The organism is Sphingobium sp. 22B (assembly GCF_001580035.1).
GTDB lineage: Bacteria > Pseudomonadota > Alphaproteobacteria > Sphingomonadales > Sphingomonadaceae > Sphingobium > Sphingobium fuliginis.
The window spans coordinates 16,691-36,416 of the sequence record NZ_LTAB01000001.1 but is presented as its reverse complement, the minus strand read 5'-3'; the positions used below and the strand labels follow the sequence as shown (position 1 = coordinate 36,416).

The window sequence follows — 19,726 nt, the reverse complement described above, 5'->3', positions numbered from 1 at the left end:
CGCGCTGGCGCCGTTTGGCACTGCCATGAGCCCGCCTGCCCAGGCAGCACAGATTTGCGCCGCCGACCTCAATGGCAATGGCGATGCCGCCGATGAGGGAGAGATGGCGCAGTGCCTCACGACTGCGGACGGTGGATCGCTTTGCCCCATCGGCAAGGTCGACTGCGTGGCCGACGTGCAGGGCGGCTATGCCTGTCCGCTGGGGGCAAGCTATGCCTGCAAGACTCCGACGGCAGGGGGCGTGCCGGCCTGCTCGCCCAACAGCTGCATCGATACCGCTGCCACGCCGATCGAGAATGAAGCGGTCGTCGATGATCCGGGCGCGCCGGGTGACGGCCCGGTCGATGCCGACGGCAATTGCCTTGGCACCATCGAGATATTTGGCGGACGGGCGCTGCGCTGCCGGCCGCCTGGCGCCAGCGTCACCTTCCAGAATTGCTGCAAGGACAAGGGCAAGATCGTGAAAGACGGGATGGGCGGCTCGCTGAGCTCCATCACGACCAAGATCGCGATCGCCAAGGGCGTCTTTACCGGCATGAAAGCGGCCTATACCGCGTTCAAGGCGGGCGCGACCGCGAGCGAGGCGGCCTCGGCCGGCGCCCATGCGATCATCGTCGGCATCGATCCCACCTCGATCGCGATCAGCCTTGCCATCAATTACATGATTGAGGTGCTGCTCCAGAGCTGCGACCAACAGGATATGGAGACCGGCATGCTGCGCGGTTCGGGCATGTGCCATGAGGTCGGCACCTATTGCTCGTCCAGTATCTTGGGAATCTGCATCCAGAAGGCGCGGGGCCATTGCTGCTTCAACACCAAGTTGGGTCGCATCATCCAGGAGCAGGGCCGGCCGCAACTCGCCGCCTTCAACAGTCTTGGCTGGGGCACGCCCGAGCATCCCTATTGCCGCGGCTTTTCCGCCGAAGAGTTCCAGGCGCTCGATTTCAGCCGGATGGATCTCAGCGAATATTATTCGGACATCGAGGCCCGCGCCCAATCCGACATCCAGATCGACATGAAGGAGAAGATCGATGCGACGCTCAGCATCATCCATCCCTGACCTTTTGCTGCGCGCCGGCGCCATGGTCGCGCTCTGCGCCGCCGCCCCCGCGCTGGCGCAAGGCGGGCAGACCGTGGGAGAGCCCCAGCCGGCCGAACCAGACAAGCCCGCCCCAGGCAAGCCCGCTATATCTGGCCCGACCGGCATTCCCGAACCATCGCAGGCGATGCGCCGCCGGGCGTTCGAGGCGATGCGACAGAAGGGGCGCTTTCCCGACATCGAAGCGCGGGCGCGCAAGGATCGAGAGGACGCCGCGCAGCGCATGGCGGCCGAGCATGACGCCCTGCAAAGGCGCCTTTACGAGGCCCTGGGGCTGGCTGCGCCGATCGATTCTGCGAAGCCAAAGGACGTGCGCGGAGCGGCTTCAGCAAAGAGCTGGGTGCCGATGCTGTTCGCCTCCTCCTCCATGCCGCTCCAGACCCTGCGCAATTACGCCGCACAGCTTGAGTCCGTGGGCGGGGTTATCGCCTTTCGTGGCGTTCCCGGGGGCATGAGCAAAATCGGCCCTTTGGCGAAACTGACGGCGCAGATTCTGCGCGTCGATCCTGGCTGCGGAGGTCCGGCCTGCACGATGCGCAACGTCCAGCTCATCGTCGACCCGATCCTCTTCCGCCAGCATGGCGTCAATCAGGTCCCTGCCTTCGCCATGGTGCCGGGCGATCCCACCCTTCCCTATTGCGAGCGCGACGACGAGGTCGGCCCAAGCGCCAGCCATATCGTCTATGGCGACGCCGCGCTGTCGGGGCTTCTCGAAGAATATGCCCGCCTTGGCGGCAAACAGGAGGTCCGCGATGCTGCGTCTCGCCTGTCTCGCCGCTAGACGGCTCTGGCCCGCCCTCGAGGCCCTGCCCGCGCAGGCGGCCCGCGCGCTCGGCGGTGCGGTCGGTGACCAGCCTGCCGACAACAGGCGATTGGCCCTGAACCTCGCCGTCATCCTGCCCGTCGCGACCCTCACCTGGCTTGGATTGCCGGGCATCACCCTGGTCATGAGCCCGTCGATCGATGCCTGGGCCGTACGGCGCGCGCCGGGTCTGATCCAAAAGGGCGATCTCGTCGAGTTCATGCTCTTCCACCCCATCGCCGGCCCGAAGCCGGTGAGCGTCACGAAGCGGGCGCTCTGCCTTCCGGGCGAGCGCCTCCGCGAAATCGAGCGGCTCTCGGTCGATGGCCGCGAGGGCACCCGCAGCTGGTATTATTGCGACCGCACCTTCCTTGGCGCGAGCCGGCCCTTCGGCCGTGACGGTCGGCCCCTTCCCCATCTGCGCTGGGGTGATCGACCGATCCCGCAGGGCTTTGTCTATGTCGGCTCCGATCATGCCGGGGGCTTTGACAGCCGCTATTTCGGGCCGGTCCGGCTCGACCGCCTCACCCGCATGGAGCGCATCCTGTGAGGCGCGCGCTTGCCCTGCTGGCAGTGGCTGGCCTGCTGCTCCCGGCGGCAGCCCAAGGAGAGGACACGATCCGCCAAGGTTACTGGTGGTATCGCGCCAAGCCCGATCCCACCGAGACGCCGCACGATGATGTGCCACCAGCCCCGGTCATCCCGCCCATGGCCGAACTCGCGCGATGGAGCCCGCCCAGGATCGCCAAGCTGATCGCAGACCAGCGTGATTATGCGGCGACCGTTCTTACCGTCGAAGCCGTATCCGATTTCTGGCGGCTGGAGGATTTTGCGCGGCGCAAGGCCCGCGCCTTTGCGGGCGTCACACAGCTGGCGATGCTCACCCATCCCGAACTCAGCGCCAAGTCGGCCAATCCGATGATCGGCGATGCGCGCGACGCGCTGGGCGCGCAGAAGGATGCGGTGCGCCGCGCCTATCTGCGCTCTCGCGGCCCAGAATTCGCGCTCGTCATGTTCTCGCGCACCTCCTGCGGCTATTGCCGGGTGCAATGGCCGATCCTCCAGCGCTTTCAGGAGGAAACGGGCTGGCAGATCATCCGCGAGGACCTTGACCGGCGGCCCGAGCTTAGCGCCCGCTTCGGCGTCGAGGTGACGCCCACCACCATGGTCATTCGCCGCAACTCCGCGCAGCGCATGGTTATCGCCAATGGCGTCGAGACATTCCCGACGCTCATCCAGACCGCCTATCAGGCGGTGAAATTGCTATCAGGCGACATCAGGCCCGAACAATTCCTGACGGGCGCGGGCGAAGAGAATGGATTTTTCGACGCGCTCGCCAATGGTCCGGTTGCGGCCGCCGATCCGATGGCAAACCCAGGCGGTGTCCGCCCATGAGAGCCCTCCACCTTCGAGCATCGATCGCGCTGCTGGGCGCGCTGCCGCTCCCGGTTCAGGCGCAGGCGGAACGACGCGCGCCTGACCGAACCCAGGCGGCCCGCGCCGCGATCCATCCGGTGTCCACCGCCAGCGAAATGCAGAGCTGGCTCGCCCGCGTTCCTCGAACGGTCGATTATCCGCCGGATTTCGAGGCGGCTTTGAAGGGCCAGGGACCCGCGTTCGTCATTGAGATGAGCACGGCGCCCGGTTGCCTCCCCTGTGGCGATCTCTGGACCAAGCTCCTCGCCCTCAAGACACGTTATGGCCTGGCGGTCCGCCCGATCGGCAGGGAGGAGGCGATGCTCCGCTCGGGACGGCTTGGCCTCCCCTGGATCGGCCATCCCGTTGCCTGGCTCCGCCCCGCCTCCGACGAGGCGCGCATCCTGCCGATCGCGATCGGGACGGATCATCCAGCCAATCTCGCCCGCAACATCTATCTCGGACTCAAGATGCAGACCGGCGTGCGGGCCGCGGTCGGCGTGCGCGCCATGGCGAAGTTCACCGGCATTGTCGCAGCCGGTACCGCCTCAAAAGAGCGGAATCGGAACTGATCATGCAGGGAGCCTCAATCATCGACATTCCGTCAATGCAGAGACAGGAGCCATCGGCCCGCCTCGGCTATCGCGCAAACCTCGATATTCTCGGCGAGCTTGTAGGTCTCTTCTCCAGGATAGATGACGATCCGGCGCACCGGATCGAGATCAGCGCAGGCGTGGTGGAAGCCCCGCTCGACCTTGGGCGAAAGACTGCGCTTGATCTCGAACGCCCACAGACCGTGGCCGGGGATGGTGAGAAGAAGATCGATCTCGGCGCCAGCCGATGTTCTGTAGAAATTTGCCTGCGTGCCCTCAGGCGCTGCCGAGATCAGCGTTTCGATCGCAAACCCCTCCCAGCTCGCACCAGCGACGGGATGTCCCAGCACATCTTCGCGGGAGCCCAGACCCAGCAATGTGTGAACGATGCCGCTATCGCGCACATAGACTCGCGGGGATTTGACGAGCCGCTTGCCGCTATTGCTGTGCCAGGGTTCCAAACGGCGGACGAGAAGCAGGTCGACCAGAAGATCGAGATAGGAGGCGATGGTCTTGGAATCGACGCCAAGACTGCGCCCCAGTTCCGAGGCATTCAACAGGCCCGATTGATGGTGGGCGAGCATCGTCCAGAAACGCCTCAGCGTTTCGGCAGGAATACGCGGACCCAGCATGGGAATGTCACGTTCGAGATAGGTTCGGATGAAGTCCTGCCTCCAACGCCGGCTCGCGGCATCGCTGGTGGCGAGATAGCTGTCGGGAAAGCCGCCGCGAATCCAAAGCCGATCAACATCACCGTCGCCCACCTCCAGGGCGTCGAGCGGACGCATTTCCAGATAGGCGATGCGCCCGGCAAGACTTTCGCCCGATTGAGCCAGCAAGTCGATCGAAGCCGAGCCCAGCAGCAAAAATCGGCCCGTCCGCAATCCCTTCCGACGACCCCGATCGATCAGGCCCCGCAAAAGCTGGAACAGGTCCGGCAGCCGATGAACCTCATCGAGTATGACCAGCTTGTCTTCATGGTTTTCGAGATAGAGTTCGGGATCCGTAAGCTTTGCTCGATCCCGATCCGATTCAAGATCGAGGTAGATGGATGGCCGCTCATCGGCCATCTCATGCGCGAGTGTCGTCTTGCCGACCTGGCGTGGCCCGAGCAAGGCGACTGCGGGGCTTTCATCCAGTCGGGCGACAAGTTCGCTTTTGATACGGCGTTCAATCATCCTTGCATATTTGGATCGATATTACGAATTTGCAAGGTTAATTGTCTAGAGATTTTGCAAGCAATACCAAAGGGCGCGCATATGGCGGGTGGGCCCTTTCCTTACTCCTCAAGACAAGGAAGCCGCCATGCCCCATCTCAAATATAGCGCGACCCTAGCTGTTCTGGCTCTGCTTGCAACCTGCGGAACAGCTATGCCCGCGCACGCCCAGAGCTGGGCCGAACATTGGTTCGACAATGTGACCTATACCAGCCCCGGCAGCTTCGAGGACCAGACTCGCGGCTATGTAACGGCGGGCGGCATGTCGGGCCGGATCGATGTCCATAGCGATTATCTCATGTCGCTCACCATGCCCAAGGTGAAGGCGGGCTGCGGCGGCATCGACATGTTTCTGGGCGGTATGTCCTTCCTTGACCCGGACTATCTCGTCCAGAAGCTCGAGAGCATCCTCCAGGCCGCGCCCGCCGTCGCTTTCCAATATCTGCTCGAAACCCTCGACGAGAAGATGGGGAACATCATTTCAAAGATGGAGGCGGCCACCAATTTCCTCAACTCCATCCAGGTGAATGACTGCCGCCTTGCTAACCGGATGGTCCAGATCGCCAAGGGCGATGATAACATGTCGGGGATCATTGAGGAGATGACCGGCTACAAGTCGGTGAAGGAAGGTTACGCCAAAAGCTATCAGCAAAGCCGAGAGAAAATCCAGGCAAACGGGAATAGCCCCACCGAGGATCTGAAGGACGCGCTCGCCAATTGCCCGGCCGAGGTCACCGACATCTTCCGCACCGGCTCGCTGCTGGCTCATGCGGCGGCCCGCGTCGGCGCCGCCGATTGGGCGGGCGTCATGCGCGCCCGGGTGGGCGACGTCTATATGCGCTGGGACGCCAACGACAAGGTGCCGCTCTTCTCGGCCATCCCCGCCTGCGCTGGGCAGGATACCGAGTCGTCCGATGATTTCCTGAGCGGCCGGGTCATGCGCCGCGCGCTCAACATGCCCGCCACCGCCGCCGATTGCACGCAGGACGGGACCAAGGGCGCGCTGGCGCTCACCCGTGAGCGCATGACCTCGATCGCCGAGAAGATCAGGACGCGCGCAGCGCTGACGGCCGAGGAGCGTCAGTTCGTCGCCAATGTGCGGACCCTGCCGGTCTACCGGATGCTTGAATGGGGCGTGCGACAGGATGTGGTCGACTCGGTGATTGGCGATACCGACGAGCTGGTCGCCCTGACGCTCGCCTATCAGATGTTGAACGACCTCACCCGCAGCATCGATTTTGCCATCTCCAATGCCGAGCGCGGGACCAGCGCGGCGGGCGCCGCCGATAGAACCAGCGCCAATATCTGCCAGACCCGCATCCTCACCAAGGGCATCGAACAGCTGCGCGACCTGCGCGAAGAGGTGCTGCGCCAGCGCGCGCAGATGCGGCAATCCTATATGGCGGCGCTCTCCCAGGCGAACCTCTCGACGGGCTATGCCGGCCTCATCCGCCAGCGCGATCGGGACGCGCGCGACGCCGCCGGCACCGCCGCCAGCCGCAACCGCTGAAGGATCGGACACCATGCGCCTCATCTCCCGCTTGCCCGCGCTGCTGTGCGGTCTCGCCAGCCTGTTCATCGCCTCCCCTGCCCTCGCTCTGGAGACGAGCTTTCACACCTATGACGGCTTTGCCGAGACGGTGGATGCGTTCCGGCTCGTCTCGATGATCTTCGCCGATCCGCGTTACGAAACGCTGGTGCTGATCGTCGCGGTCGTCGGGATGGCGCTCGGCGCCGTGCTCGCCATGATCCGCGGCACCGGCATGGGCCTTGTCGCCTTCGGTCTTCAGATGCTGGTCGGCATCGGCCTGTTCGTCGGCCTTGTCGCAACGACCGGCACCGTCCATGTCTATGATCGGGTCAGGAACGCATATCAGCCGGTCGGCGACGTCCCCAATCTCATCGTTCTGGTGGCGGGCGTCACCAACATGATGGAGCGGGCGCTGGCCGAAACGATCGACGACAATACACTCGACCCGCATGCCAAGCTCGAATTCGGTGCGGGCGGCCATGCCTTCGACCTGTTCCTCAATGCCGTCAGTCCGCGAGGGCCGATGACCGATGCCTTTCTCGACGCGACGATCAAGGATTATGTCCGCCAATGCTATCCGGTCGCCCGCGTCTCGCCGGCCTATGGGATCGACGACGACCAGCTCTTTCGCACCAGCACCGACCTTCCTGCGTCCTTCGCCGCCATGGCGGGGCCTTCGACCTTCAGCACCATCTTCACAGCCTCGGACAAGGGCGGCACGACGGTCAGCTGCAACGAGGCCTGGACCCATATCGCGGATCGGCTCTCCGACCCGGCGATCTTCGAGGATTATTCCTCCCAGGTCTGCCAGCGCACCGGCTATGACATCGCCAAGGCCGACCAGCTCGCGCGCTGCCGCAGCAATCTCTCCGAAATGAGCGACATGATGCTGGGAACGCCGCTCACCGCCCAGGCCTTCTTCACCAACATCCTGCTTGGAAACAGCGTGGGCGATGTTCTCTTCGAAGACAGCCCGGCGACAGCCGCCCGCGTCATGGCCAATCGCGCGGTGGTGGCGGGAGGCCTTGCCACCATGTCGACCGCCAATGAATGGATGCCGACGATCCGGGCGACAGTGTTCGGGATCATGCTGTTCATGATGCCGATTGCGCTGCTGTTCATCCTCACGCCGATCAACCTGCGGGTCGCGAGCTTCGCGCTGGGGCTCTTCGTCTTCGTGGCGCTGTGGGGCGTGATCGACGCCGGCATCTATCAGTTGACCCTTGGCCGCGCGATGGCGGTGCTGGCCGAGATGCGCTCCAATCATGTGGCCGCCACGACCTGGATGCTTGCCCCCTCCTCGGCGATGAAGGCGCTCGCCATCTTCGGCAGTTTCCGCACAGCAGCGGCGGGCCTAGCTGGAGCGTTCGTGTTCACGGTGTTCCGCTTCTCGGGCAACGTCTTCTCATCCTTCACCGGCGGTTCGCTTGGCGTCCAGGCCCAGGGATCGGCCGCGGCTGCCGGGGTCTCGACCTCCGAAGGCTTTGCTACGGCCCTTGAAGCGCAGGCCTCGGCCATGGGCACGGGCTCACGCCGGTCGGCCGCTTCCGGCTTCGGTGACTTCGGGGAGCGCTCAACCTTCGGCACCAACCGGAGTTTCGGTGCAGCAGGCGCTGTTGGTGCGGCCCATGGCGGCGGGGCGCCCGGCAGCGCGGCCATGGCCCTCGGAAGCACGGACGCCGCACGAGAACTGGGCGGCCTTGCGCCTGCACTCCACGGCCGAGACCTCAATGATCCGGCGACGGCGAGCGCTGTGCGCGCGGCGGCGGCAACCGGCGCGATCCACAACTTTGCCGAAAAGGACGCACTGCGAAGCCTTGGCACCAGCTATTTCGGGTCGGGCGAAGCGGGCGAGAAGGCATTCGGGGCCTTCACCCAAGGCTTGGTCCAATGGCGGGCGTTCGGCGACACTCGCGCTTATGGCATGATGATGCAGGCGGCGACGCGGCATTTTGAGCGCGGGGGTTATTCACCGCAGGACGCGGCGCTGAAGGCGAGCGGGGTCATCGCCGAGGCGAGCGCCGATCCGACCTTCGCCAAGCTCATCGCCAACAGCTACGCGCAGGAGGAAATGCTGCGCAACGATCTGACCTCCGCCCAGGTGCAGGTCGGCACCATGGAGGGACGCCGGGATTACGCCGGTGACCGGGTGTCTCAGGTGGAACGAGGCAATGTTGCGACCGAGCAGGCCTATCGCACCGGCGGGAACCAGGGCCACCGCAACGCCGCCACCATGCTCGGCCTCCCCGTTGATGAGATGAGCCGCCGCATCGCCTTCATCAATGCCCTCTCCGGTGAAGCGCGCTCCTCCGCCATCACGCAACTCTCCCGCGCCACTGGCCGGAATGAGGCCCAGGTAACCAAGGCTCTCGAAACCTATCGGGCGGCGACCGATCTTGGGACGGCGGACGGGGCGACAGCCGAAGCGGCGCGCGAAGGAACCAGCGTCTATGGCCGGACCCGCGAAGCTGCCGGTTACGACTTCGCCGAGCGGTCGGGGAAACTCGACGCGCAGAAGGAGGTCGGACACGATGGAACACGCAGCGCCGCCCGGATCGGTGAGCAACGCCGACAGTCGGATAATTTTGGTTTTGCGCAAGGCGCCGAGGCCGCCAGCATGTCCACGCGCGAGGCAGCTCGTCTCGACAGCTTCATTCGGACGCTGGCGGATGCGAGTGGCAACCAGCTCGACATGTCGGAAGGCGGTGCCGACCGCATCGCTGATCGGGCGCGAAACGCGCGGATGACCAGTATCGTAGAGCGCGAGCGTCTGTCCCGCATGCAGGGGCTGCTGCGGGCCAACGGCATCGAGATGAGCAAGCGCCAGATCGCCATGGACCAGAATGGCGATTTCAGGATGAACCTCACCCCGGCGACGGCCGCCCAGATGTGGCAGGCTGGCCTCCTTAACGAGAGCCAGCTCGGTGCGGTCGCCAATGGCGGCCATGCCCGCTTCAGCCTCGCTCATAATGACCTGCTCGTCTCTAGTAGCGCAGGGTTCGAGAAATCGGCGCGCAATGACACCAGCACGCGGTTCGAGGCCGGCAAGCAGGCCGGTCCCGACACGATCGAGCATTTCATGGGCGGCGGTGCCGAAGGTCGCGCCGCCATGGCCAACTGGCTCAAGGGCGGATTCGAAATGGACCGAAAGGGCAATTGGCGTCTCAAGCCGCAGATCGCTGACACGCTCCAACGGGATGTGCAGGCGATCATGGCTCAGACCGGTTGGGAACGGTCGATTACGAGAGCAGCGCAAGACCAGTCTGCCTTTAGCACTTCTGTCCAAGCGGAGATCAGTGGTGGATCAACGAGTCGTGGAAGCAAAGGCAGCCGCGCAGGAGCGGCGGCTGGGTTTGGTCAGTTTGCCGGGTCACTCGGTGCGTCCTCGCAGGAAAGCGGAACAACCAGCGAAGCGGCCAATGCCCAGCTCAACATAGTCAATTTCGAAGTACGCCAGGCAATCGCAAACTCTGAGCGTGCGGCGTCCAAATCGCTCAATCCGGCATCTTCATTCGCCAACCACCTTTCGGCTGAAATTCTTGGACGCGATGGACTGCGAAATCGATATCTCGAAGATGCCGATAGTGGCCGAGGTACAGTCGATGTAAATGCTCCGGTGACATCCTGGGAGCAGTCATCCCTGCTAAGCGGGGGGCGCTTCTCCACAGATCTTGCCAATGGACCATTTGATGGCGATCCTCATTTCAAGAAACGCGATTGATATTGCTGGGATTGAGCGGGTTTAAAGGATTGCCAATCCAGAATGCGCCAGATCGCGGATCTAGAGGATCAAACTGCCACGGCATCCCCGATGGGCCGTATTTCCTGCGATCCCTAAAATAGTCCTCATCAAACTCACCGTCTGTCGCAGCTGGCAATGATCCCAACCAGCGTCGAATGAATCCGAAAGAGAGAACTAGCGCCACAATGGGCGGAAAGAAGAAGATATTCAGATATCCACCGGCAGCCGAATGATAAACTTCTGTCAAAGCATCCAGCTTGAGGGCAGCAAGCATGCCCAGCCAATAGACTGGCACGCCACTCCACCAGAGCTTCGCGTACCAGGGTCGCGAAAGCCAATCCCTGAGACGAAGTTCGTCGGGGTTCCGATCCGCGTCATTGGGTTCAATGGTTGCAGCCATCATCAATTCCTCTTCGCCGAACCTACCATCTTGGAGCCGCGCGGAAAATAGCTAACCCTCCGAAATCAGGAAGTTTCGTCCTCCTGTCACCTGGTTTACCAAGATCCGATCACTCCAGCCCCCTGCTACCCATCGCGCCCTCCCCCTTCCCTTCGTCGATGCCCCCATTTCGGGTCCAGTTTTCGCTCTCACAAAATGCCGTCGCCACCAGATAAATCGAGCAAATCCATTGATTTTCCTGCGATTCGGCGGCATCATTTTGTTTGGCCGGGCAGACCTCATTCATGAGGTTGATTGATGCCTAAAAATGTTTCGGCGCCGCCGGATGCGGCAAAGCAGTTCGTCATACCTGCTGCGAAGGATCGTCGTACCGACTCCTTGTGGCGCATTGCCATGGTTGCTCAGCGGACGGGTCTCTCCCGCGCGACCATCTACAGGCTTGAGGCTGCGGGCCACTTCCCCAACCGACAGCAGATCAGCCCACGATGCGTTGGATGGTACGGAAGCGACATTGAGGATTTCATCGCAAATCCAAAGGCCTTCATTCAGACGGTGAAAAGGCGATCCGCGCGGCGATAAGGTCAGGCGGGGGCCCAACAATCTACCGTCTTAAGCCAGACGAACCAGTGCGGCACCCCGACGGTTTTCGCCAGCGGCCCCTTCTGAGCACCGCGCATCGACCGCCACCAAAAATATATTGGCATCGTCATTAGAAGAAAGGCATGCCGGGAATCTAAGGGAAGGCTCGCAAAAATGGCGCGGACGGTACAACCGAATTCGAACCGGCGCTCATCAGCGCCCAAGGATGATGTCATCCAGATTAGGGCATCGGCAAGCATGAAGGCCGTCCTCACCCGTGCAGCCGCTTTGCGCGGCCAGAAACTCTCCGAGTTCATGCTCGATTGCGCGCGCCGTGAAGCCGAGGATGCCATTCTCGACCAACGCACCTTCTTGCTCGACGCTGAGCAGCATGAGCGGTTCCTGGCAATGCTCGATTCTCCGCCCGCACCTTCAGAGCCGTTGCAGGAGCTATTTCGGCGCAAACCGGCTTGGGAATGCTGAAGTCCGGTCGACTGCAGACCGATGCCGAATTGGGCGAACTGATTATGCTGCTACCTATCGAAGCCGCCATGTCGCTCCTGAATGACGGAATGGTCGATCAGGCCAATTTTTCGCATAGATGTTTGAAAGTTAATGGTAATTTCTGCCATTCTTGTTTTGATAACATAAGATCGATATATGGTAGTGATCGATCCGACGGAGATCGTTCGAGGTAGTTCGATGAGTAGCGTAACGGTACAGGTTCTGACGACAGTGAACGCTCCCTACGGGGCGGACCTTTCTGCGCATCAACTGGCCGAGCTTCTCACCGATCTGGAAAGTGCGGTCACCTTCAACGCTATGGCCTTTTCTTTCTTCTCCGAGGTTCCTGCTGACATTCAACAGGATTTTCTCAAGGAGATGGGCGTGAGTGCCGCAGCGGCCAGCAAGGTAGCATGCCAGTTTTCGGAGCTTTCCGGCTACGCGTTGCCTCTGGCGGCTTAAACGGGTGCCGAACAACCAAGCGAGCCAGTGGCCAATCCTGTTCGATCTGGCGGGCAACATCTTCGATCATTTTCAGTCGACCAACGGCTTCATTCCAGATTGGACCTTCGGCGGCGGCACGGCACTCATGCTGCAAATCGATCATCGCGAAAGCCATGACATCGATCTGTTTTTGGATGATCCGCAAATCATACCCTATCTCAATCCTGAAACACAGGGAATTTCTCTCAACAGACGGCCTGATAGCTACGTCGCGGACGGAAATGGGGTTTTGAAGCTTGCCTATAAGGATATAGGCGAGATCGATTTTATTTGCTGCGAAAGCATAACCGATGACCCTACTCAGAGAGCTGTCATCAGGAATCGCGATGTTAATCTTGAAACTCCTGCCGAGATCATCGCGAAGAAGGTGTATTACCGTGGATGGAATTTCCAGCCGCGTGACATGTTTGATCTCGCAGCCGTGGGCGATCAGCACGGTATCGATTACGTCGTCTCGGCACTGCGACAATGTGGCCTGGGCCACTGCGAAAAGGCGCTGGAAATCATCAAGAACGCCAAGCCAGAATTCGTTCGGTCGATCATTGGCCAATTGATGTTCAGGCCAGGGACGGCCTATCTCGTTGATACGGCGCAGGCTATGAGCCGCGAATATCTCACCGAAACGATTTCAAGTCTGCGTGCCGCTAGCGCGGCACGCAATCCCTGAACCCAGCGCCCTTCGATCTCGCAAGATCAAACTGGCTGGCCTAACGCCTGGCCGGCCTGAACTGGATGACGTTCGGACCCGTCGGCGCGCTTTCCCAGCGTGAAAGCAGCCTGCCCTTGGCCATCCGAACATTCACCAGAGCGAACGGGCTTTCGAGCCCGTCCCCGATCAGATCAGCCCAGGCCTGCAGCATCTCCCGCCGCGGCTTGAAGTAGCGCGCGCGGTTATAGGCCCATTCCGACGCCGATATGCCTTTGGGCACATGCGACAGAACAAGATCGATGATCATGCGATCGCCGTCACGCTCGAGTTCCGCAGCCCGCTCGTTCATCACCGTAGAGAATGCCGAACGCCAGCCGTGCGGCACCATCTTCCCCTTATAGGCACCATCCCCGATCCGCTTGTACAAGGTGCTGACAGCCGCGTCGCTCATCGGCAAACGCCAGGACCGGCTACTCGGGAAGACGAGGCTGAACTTTCCGGTGAGTACCCGTATGGCGCGCAGCGTTTCGACAGCCTGCCAGGAAAGCGGGACGTCGTGGCCGAAAGCGGCATTGCTCTTGTCCTCGACGGCCAGCTTCATCCGCCCGGCGGGTATCCGCCAGATCGCCCCCGGCGCAGGCTTGTCGGGATCTTCCCAGTCGATGCCCTCAAACTCGTCCCACAACGCGGTTCGAAGGACGCCAACGCGGACGGCGGTCAGAGCGAGCAGCCGGGAGGCCAGCTTGCTCAACGGGCCACCGGTAGAGAGATCGACGCGTCTCTGAAATTCGATAAGCTGGGACACGCGCGTGAGCGCTGGTTGCTTGATCCCCGGAGGCGAGCGTTTCAGCGCATCCGCGACGATCTCGACGCTGACGATCGTTTCAGTGGTCACCAGCCCTTCGCCGCGAGCGCGCTTGAGAACACCCAGGATGTAGCCGCGGACCCGCTTCGCAGTCTCGATCGCGCCTCTCCGTTCGATCTTGCGAAGGGCGATGAGGACCATTTCGCTGGTGACCTGACTGACCGGGAGCTTCCCGAACTCAGGATAGATGTCCTTCTCGATCCTCGATCGAACCCTGAAGGCGTTGGCGGCAGACCACCAAGGCTCGTTTTCCGTAAGCCATTCTTCGGCTTTGGTACGAAAACTGGCGTCCGCCTGAACTACGGCCTGCGCCTTCCGTCGGACAAACTCCACCGCAGGGTCGATGCCCTGCCGGAGCAGTTCGCGCGCCTCTTTTTGCCTTTCCCGCGCTTCGGCAAGCCCGACCTCGGGGAACAGCCCGAAAGTGACAAGCTTCTCGCGCTCGGCAAAATGATATCTGAACCGCCACGACTTCGCGCCGGCCTTTGTGACATAGAGATAGAGACCGGCAGAATCGGTCATCTTGTAATTCCGCCCGGTGGCGGCGGCGTTTTTCGCTTCAGCGTATGTAAGAGTCATCGATACCCCAAAAATTGGTTTCGATACCCCCACCGATACCCCACGATTCGTGAGATACCCCGAGACATCCTGAGACATTATGGATGAACAACGGCTCACAAACCCCTGATTTATAGGGATTTATGATATCACATAATGCTCATGAAATCGAGTGTTGGTGGGCCCGGCAGGACTCGAACCCGCAACCTAGCCGTTATGAGCGGCCAGCTCTAACCATTGAGCTACAGGCCCCACCTTGTTGCCCGGATAGGCAGCATCAGGCCGCTTGGCAAGCCTGTCCTCGCGGCTGGACTGCGTTAAGGAACGCATCCAGCGTCGCGGGGCGAACATTTCGCCTGTCCAGATGATCAAGCACTGCGTCCCACCAGCCATAGAAGGCGGTCCTGTCCGCCTCGTCGCGAACATAGGGCGTATGCCCCGGCTCCAGCGTCGGGGAGTGGAAGCTGAAATTCAGCACCGGCACGCCCTCCCCCAACAGGGCGTCGATTGCGGCGATCGCCTCCCGCGCGTCGATCCCTTCGGGCGTCAGCGGTATGCGGCTCAACATCCCGGTACGCGCCAATGCGCCAGCCATCGGTCCCATGAGTTGCGCCGCGCGGTACAGACGCTCGCCACCGCCGCGCAGCAGACCGGCAAAGGCCGTGGACAGCGGCAGCTCCACCAGGCGCCGCCCGGGTCCGGCCCAATATGGATATTGCGGCAAGCCCCGGAAGTCCGGACCATGTTGCCAGCCATAATCGAATCGGCTGCGCACCGAACTGTCCAGCCGGAAGCCCGCCTCCTCCAGCAAGCGGGCGCTATTTGGCCCGACACCGTAGCGGCCGGCCCGGTAAGCGATGGGGCGAGCGCCGAACCGTTCCGCAATCCGCTGGCATAGCGCTTCCAGCTTCGCCCGCTCCACCGCCTCCGGCAGAAAGCCGACATAGCTGTTGGCGGCCGTCACCTCCTCGACATGCGGCGGATTAACCCAGGGATGCAGATGCGCGCCGATGTCGGCCGCGCCATCGGCCAGCCAGCGTCCCATCAACTCCGCCGCTGCGTCGCTGTCGACCACGGGATAGTCGGTCACATAGACGGGTTTCACCCCGGCCGCCGAGAAATAGGCCTGGCCACGCGCCATTCCGTCGAGCGCCGTCACGCCATGCCCCGTCCGGCGGAAGGGGGCGTTCCAGTCGAACTCCTCCTCCGTATCCACGAACAGCATGAAGCGCGTGCCGAAGTCCGGATCGAGCGTGACCCTGTCCTCCGCCGCCGGCGCGCGGAGCAGGTTGCCGTCATGGAAAAGCGTCGTCATCCCGCCACCGCTACCCGGATTTGGTTGCGATAGGGTTTCCCTCGGCGCAGGTCAGGCGCTGCCGACGGCATCCTCCGTCTCCGCCATGGCCGGCACGGCGAGCAGGAAACGGCCGGGTTCGACGTCCAGCGCCCCGCCGCACCCCGTCGCCAGGCTGCGGATCAGGCGCAGGGAAAAGCCAAGGCCCAGCAGCGGGCCATCCGCCCAATTGCCGTCCGGCATATAGCCCGGATCGAGCAGCCGGTCCTCTTCCATCCCCGCCAGCGTCGATGGCCGGTCGATGGCCAGTATGACGCGCCCTTCCGCCCCGTCCGGCTGATACCAGCAGGCGCCGGTCAGCGCTTCCCCGGCCGGTGCAACGGATATGAGCGTACGCAGCAGATGCTGGATCATGCGCTCGCCCTGCACCGGATCGATCCGCACCATCGGCAGGCCCCGCGCCATGGCGATGTCGATCTGCGCGCTGTCCCCCTGCTCGCGGAAGCGCGCCGAAACCTGCGTCACCAGCAGCGCGGGGTCGACGGCGCGCGGCGCCTCGTTCCCGCCCTCGCCCCGCGACACGCGCGCCGCAAGGTCCAGATCGTCGAAGGCCGTCAGCAGATGCCGCGCATCCACGGCGATCTTGCCCGCCATGTCGCGATATTCGGGACCTGCCGGACCGAACAGTTCCTGTTCGATGATCTCGGCAAAGCCCAATATCGCATTCAGCGGCGTGCGGAGTTCATGCACCAGTTGCCGGATCGAATCGGCGGACAGACCGGCGATGGACACAGGCTCGGCGCGGGGTTCGACGGCGACTTCGTGGAGATAGGGTCGCCGGGCCTGCCCGCGATAGCCCTGGAAACGGCCGGAGCGCGGATCGAAAAAGGGTGTGGCCGACAGCCGCCACTCGCCCGCCATCGTGCCGCCGACGATCGTATAGCGGCCGTTCTGAAAACCGCTGCGCCGCATGAAGGCGCCCGCGACATGGCCATCCGGGCCGCTGCCGCCTTCCAGCGCCGTCTCGTTGAGCGCAAGGCCGATCAGCGCCGCCCGCGGTCCCTGGTCGATCCAGACGATCGTTCCGGACGCATCCGTTTCGAAGGCGAAGGCGCGGGGCCCGGTGATGGCGGGGCGCTGCGGCGCTTCGTCCGCGTCGCCTGCGCGCCGGGCGCTGGTGAAGCGTGCGATCCGGTCAACCAGATTGCGGATCTGGCTGCGATCCTCCTCCGCCTCCTCGACCGGCTCGGCCTGCGGCCGGTCGATTTTCGGATCGGCGGGAACGATCATCGCCTCGGTCAGCAGCATGTCTTCCTGCTCGACCGCGACATCGCTGGTCAGCACCAGGTCGGTCGCACCGAACGCCTCCAGCCCCTGCAGCGTCGCCGGGCCAAGGTCGCGCCGCGACCGCAGCACGCCACGCGCCGTCGGCGTCAGGCGCGGCAACATCTCGACCCAGGCCGCGTCGGAAAGGCGCGCACGGGACATGGCGGCGGCGACAATCGCCGGGCGGTCATTGGCGAAGAATTCGACCAGCGTGGGCGACCGCAACCGACCGCCCAATTCCACGACGGTCGCGATCCGCTGCGTTTCCGACAGTTTCGGCAGCAGTCCGGTCAACCGTTCCAGCAGCGCCGCCCGCTCCGCATCGGACATGATCGATCGGTCGTGCCGGTCGTTTTGCGCCAGCAGATCCACGCATTGCCGCCAAAGCGTGACGGCCCCGATGCCGCTGCGTCCTTCCGCGGCGAGAACCGTCTGCATGAGATCGTTGAAGCGCACCCGAATTCCCCAAATTCCAGCCCCGGCGCAGCGCTGAAAAACCTTCCGCCGGAGAGATCGTTACACAGGAATAATGCTTCGCGCCGCAAAGGGGAAGGGCCGCGGACGGGTTCTTATGCGAACGTCGCATAGTGGGACAATTGCATTGTCCTGAAATATTATTATGGTAACGCCTTATTAACTGGCAAGGAAATAAGCGGAATAATGGCCGGCCCCAATATTGACGACATCGACCTCCAGATCCTTGGCGAATTGCAGGGCGACGGCAGGATGACCAATGTGGAGCTGGCCCGCAAGGTGGGCCTAACGGCTCCCCCGTGCCTGCGCCGCGTCCGCGCGCTGGAGGAAAGCGGGGCCATCAGTTCCTACCATGCCGTGGTCAACCCATCGATGCTGGGTTACACCATCACGGTCTTCGCGATGGTCAGCCTGAAGAGTCAGGCCGAAGCCGACCTGAAGGCGTTTGAGGACCACATCGCCACCCTACCCGAGGTGCGCGAATGCTATATGCTGAACGGCGAAATCGACTTCATCCTGAAGGTGGTGGCGAAGGACCTGCAAAGCTTCCAGCAATTCCTGACGTCGAAACTGACGCCCGCCCCCAATGTGGTCAGCGTGAAGACCTCGCTCACCATAAGGACATCCAAGAACCTGCCGGGCGTGCCGCTTCCCGTTTGAAGGGTGACGGTCAGGCTTGGTTTCCTGCCATTCCCCCTCCCGCAGGCGGGAAGGGGCTAGGGGGTGGGCTAGCGCGACATCAGCGGGAATTTGCAACGGCTAAGTCAGAAGCTCGCTACGCTCGCGCCCACCCCTAACCCCTGCCGTTTACGGGAGGGGAATGTCCTGTATTGGCCAATTCCGGGCAACAAGCAGCCCGGCTTCTCCCTCAGCTCGCAGGCGCCACCGTCGGCATGGAGGCCGTCTTCCTGCTCTGCTGATCCACCCAGACGGACCAGAAGCCAGCGACATTCGCCCAGTTGCCCGTCGTCACCTGTCCCAGTGAGGCCTTCGCCCCGGCCAGATCGCCCGACCGCGCCAGCGCCACGCCAAGCCGTGCATTGGCCCTGCCGGCATCGACGCCTCCCTTGCTCAGGGCAAGGCGATATTGCTCGACCGCCTGCGGGAACTGGCCGAGCGAGAAATAGGTGTCGCCCACGGCCATGGCTGCCGACCCGTCCTTTGCCGCCGACGCCTTCTTCGCCGCAGCGGGCAGGCCCGCGATTTCCTTCGCAGCCTTGGGCGTGGCGCTCTTCAGCAATTGCGCCGTCGCCGCCTGTGTCGGCGTCAGCTTGCCGGCCGAGCGACCGGCCTCGATGATCGCCTTGGTCTCCGCGCTATAGCCCGTCTTGTCGGCCAGTTGCGCATAAGCCTGGTAGTCGCGCTCGCTCGCCATGGCGCCATTGGCCGCCTGCAGGCGATAGAGGTCGAGCTGCACCTGCGCATCCATGCCGGGCGCCGTCAGGTAATTGGCGAGAGCGGACCGCCATTCCCCTGCCGAATCATAATGGGCAAGGCGCTCCCGATACAACGCCCCCAACTCCGTCCAGTCCCCTGCCTGATAGGCCATGGAGATCGCCCGGTCGTACCAGGCGGCCGGTATCGGCTGCCCGGCCGTCCGCTGCCGCGCCAGCGCCTCCTGCACGAAACCTCGCGCATCCTTGGGCTTGTTGCGCCGGATGGCGATGTCCGCGCGCAGCATGGTGGCGTCGATCGGATCGTAACCGAGCGTCCGGGCGTAATCGAGCTGCGCCGTCGCATCGTCGTAATTGCCGACGATATAGGACAGATAGCCCGCGATATAGCGCAGGCGCGGCATATCGCCCTTGGGCACCGAGGAGGTCTTGAACATGTCGTTCAATGCCACCCGCTGCGCCTGCCGGTCGACCTTCAGCACCGCCAGCTGGAACCGCAGGCCCGCCGCCACATAGGCCTCGAAATCGCTGACCGGCATCAGGCCCGAAATCTGGGCCTGCGCGGTCGAGACATCCCCGGCCTTGATCGCGCTGTCCGCCGCCTGCGTCGCGGCGCGGAAACTGTCCGACATCTGGATCGCGGGGCCGACGGCCGGCTTCTTCGCAACGGCGGGCGCGGCCGCCATCAGGGCGGCGCCGGCCAGCAGCCCGCAGGTCAGATTCGAATGTCTCATCATGGCCATGTCAGCCATCCCCCTTGTCGCCTGGCTCCGGCCAGA

19 protein-coding genes and 1 tRNA gene are annotated in these 19,726 nt (G+C 63.1%); 12 read left to right on the top strand and 8 right to left on the bottom strand.

The genetic code is table 11. From position 1 onward, the window contains the following. Window positions 1-25: 25 nt before the first annotated feature. Genes traN through A0J57_RS00145 form a run of 5 tightly spaced genes read left to right on the top strand, consistent with a single transcriptional unit; the run spans window position 26 to window position 3,889 of the window. Window positions 26-1,060 carry a conjugal transfer protein TraN gene (gene traN / locus A0J57_RS00165; RefSeq protein WP_044663127.1) on the top strand — a complete coding sequence of 345 codons (1,035 nt, stop codon included), beginning with the start codon at window positions 26-28 and terminating at the stop codon, window positions 1,058-1,060. Then, entirely contained in the window at window positions 1,032-1,880 is an 849-nt protein-coding gene (locus A0J57_RS00160) for a type-F conjugative transfer system pilin assembly protein TrbC (protein WP_235600723.1), read from the top strand. Before traN ends, A0J57_RS00160 begins: the two co-directional genes overlap by 29 nt. Beyond that, window positions 1,852-2,451 (top strand): S26 family signal peptidase, encoded by a 600-nt coding sequence (locus A0J57_RS00155; RefSeq protein ID WP_044662116.1) that lies wholly within the window; start codon window positions 1,852-1,854, stop codon window positions 2,449-2,451. The genes A0J57_RS00160 and A0J57_RS00155 overlap by 29 nt, the downstream gene beginning before the upstream one ends. After that, complete coding sequence (locus tag A0J57_RS00150) at window positions 2,448-3,296, top strand: conjugal transfer protein TraF (protein WP_044662115.1); 849 nt, start codon at window positions 2,448-2,450, stop codon at window positions 3,294-3,296. Before A0J57_RS00155 ends, A0J57_RS00150 begins: the two co-directional genes overlap by 4 nt. Next, entirely contained in the window at window positions 3,293-3,889 is a 597-nt protein-coding gene (locus A0J57_RS00145; protein WP_044662114.1) for a hypothetical protein, read from the top strand. Before A0J57_RS00150 ends, A0J57_RS00145 begins: the two co-directional genes overlap by 4 nt. A gap of 32 nt (window positions 3,890-3,921) precedes the next feature. On the opposite strand, the gene A0J57_RS00140 is transcribed toward A0J57_RS00145, so the two are convergent. Continuing rightward, window positions 3,922-5,088, bottom strand: coding sequence for an ATP-binding protein (locus A0J57_RS00140; protein WP_044662113.1), 1,167 nt, complete (start codon window positions 5,086-5,088; stop codon window positions 3,922-3,924). A 127-nt stretch (window positions 5,089-5,215) separates the two neighbouring features. Between A0J57_RS00140 and A0J57_RS00135 the strand changes: the two genes are divergently transcribed. Then, on the top strand, window positions 5,216-6,637 hold the full coding sequence (locus tag A0J57_RS00135) for a conjugal transfer protein TraH (protein ID WP_044662112.1): 1,422 nt from the start codon (window positions 5,216-5,218) through the stop codon (window positions 6,635-6,637). Window positions 6,638-6,650: 13 nt separating this feature from the next. Next, entirely contained in the window at window positions 6,651-10,379 is a 3,729-nt protein-coding gene (locus A0J57_RS00130) for a conjugal transfer protein TraG N-terminal domain-containing protein (protein WP_044663125.1), read from the top strand. Here A0J57_RS00130 and A0J57_RS25085 read toward each other — a convergent pair. Both A0J57_RS25085 and A0J57_RS26295 read right to left on the bottom strand, forming a co-directional pair. Next, entirely contained in the window at window positions 10,363-10,803 is a 441-nt protein-coding gene (locus A0J57_RS25085) for a hypothetical protein (protein WP_235600722.1), read from the bottom strand. The two genes, A0J57_RS00130 and A0J57_RS25085, sit on opposite strands and share 17 nt — an antisense overlap. Before the next feature lie 106 nt (window positions 10,804-10,909). Beyond that, entirely contained in the window at window positions 10,910-11,086 is a 177-nt protein-coding gene (locus A0J57_RS26295) for a hypothetical protein (protein ID WP_157009830.1), read from the bottom strand. An 11-nt stretch (window positions 11,087-11,097) separates the two neighbouring features. On the opposite strand from A0J57_RS26295, the gene A0J57_RS00125 reads away from it, so the two are divergent. The 4 genes from A0J57_RS00125 (at window position 11,098) to A0J57_RS00110 (ending at window position 13,054) form a co-directional block, all read left to right on the top strand. Then, window positions 11,098-11,379, top strand: a complete 282-nt coding sequence (locus A0J57_RS00125) for an AlpA family transcriptional regulator (RefSeq protein ID WP_082718616.1) — start codon at window positions 11,098-11,100, stop codon at window positions 11,377-11,379. Window positions 11,380-11,553: 174 nt separating this feature from the next. After that, window positions 11,554-11,862, top strand: coding sequence for a DUF1778 domain-containing protein (locus tag A0J57_RS00120; protein WP_044662111.1), 309 nt, complete (start codon window positions 11,554-11,556; stop codon window positions 11,860-11,862). 177 nt (window positions 11,863-12,039) lie between these two features. Beyond that, window positions 12,040-12,345 carry a hypothetical protein gene (locus A0J57_RS00115; protein WP_235600721.1) on the top strand — a complete coding sequence of 102 codons (306 nt, stop codon included), beginning with the start codon at window positions 12,040-12,042 and terminating at the stop codon, window positions 12,343-12,345. A 4-nt stretch (window positions 12,346-12,349) separates the two neighbouring features. Further along, window positions 12,350-13,054, top strand: coding sequence for a nucleotidyl transferase AbiEii/AbiGii toxin family protein (locus A0J57_RS00110; RefSeq protein ID WP_044662110.1), 705 nt, complete (start codon window positions 12,350-12,352; stop codon window positions 13,052-13,054). Window positions 13,055-13,094: 40 nt separating this feature from the next. On the opposite strand, the gene A0J57_RS00105 is transcribed toward A0J57_RS00110, so the two are convergent. The 4 genes from A0J57_RS00105 to A0J57_RS00090 all read right to left on the bottom strand — a co-directional run bounded on the left by A0J57_RS00105 (window position 13,095) and on the right by A0J57_RS00090 (window position 17,517). Continuing rightward, on the bottom strand, window positions 13,095-14,480 hold the full coding sequence (locus A0J57_RS00105; protein ID WP_076605735.1) for an integrase arm-type DNA-binding domain-containing protein: 1,386 nt from the start codon (window positions 14,478-14,480) through the stop codon (window positions 13,095-13,097). Between the two features lie 155 nt (window positions 14,481-14,635). Next, window positions 14,636-14,711 (bottom strand) — tRNA-Ile (locus tag A0J57_RS00100). Between the two features lie 25 nt (window positions 14,712-14,736). Further along, complete coding sequence (locus A0J57_RS00095) at window positions 14,737-15,774, bottom strand: polysaccharide deacetylase family protein (RefSeq protein ID WP_061934587.1); 1,038 nt, start codon at window positions 15,772-15,774, stop codon at window positions 14,737-14,739. Window positions 15,775-15,825: 51 nt separating this feature from the next. Next, on the bottom strand, window positions 15,826-17,517 hold the full coding sequence (locus A0J57_RS00090) for a HAMP domain-containing sensor histidine kinase (RefSeq protein ID WP_082718621.1): 1,692 nt from the start codon (window positions 17,515-17,517) through the stop codon (window positions 15,826-15,828). 222 nt (window positions 17,518-17,739) lie between these two features. On the opposite strand from A0J57_RS00090, the gene A0J57_RS00085 reads away from it, so the two are divergent. Next, window positions 17,740-18,213 (top strand): Lrp/AsnC family transcriptional regulator, encoded by a 474-nt coding sequence (locus A0J57_RS00085; protein WP_025551551.1) that lies wholly within the window; start codon window positions 17,740-17,742, stop codon window positions 18,211-18,213. A gap of 208 nt (window positions 18,214-18,421) precedes the next feature. Here A0J57_RS00085 and A0J57_RS00080 read toward each other — a convergent pair whose 3' ends face one another. Continuing rightward, window positions 18,422-19,690, bottom strand: coding sequence for a tetratricopeptide repeat protein (locus tag A0J57_RS00080; protein ID WP_061934615.1), 1,269 nt, complete (start codon window positions 19,688-19,690; stop codon window positions 18,422-18,424). Window positions 19,691-19,726: the final 36 nt, after the last annotated feature.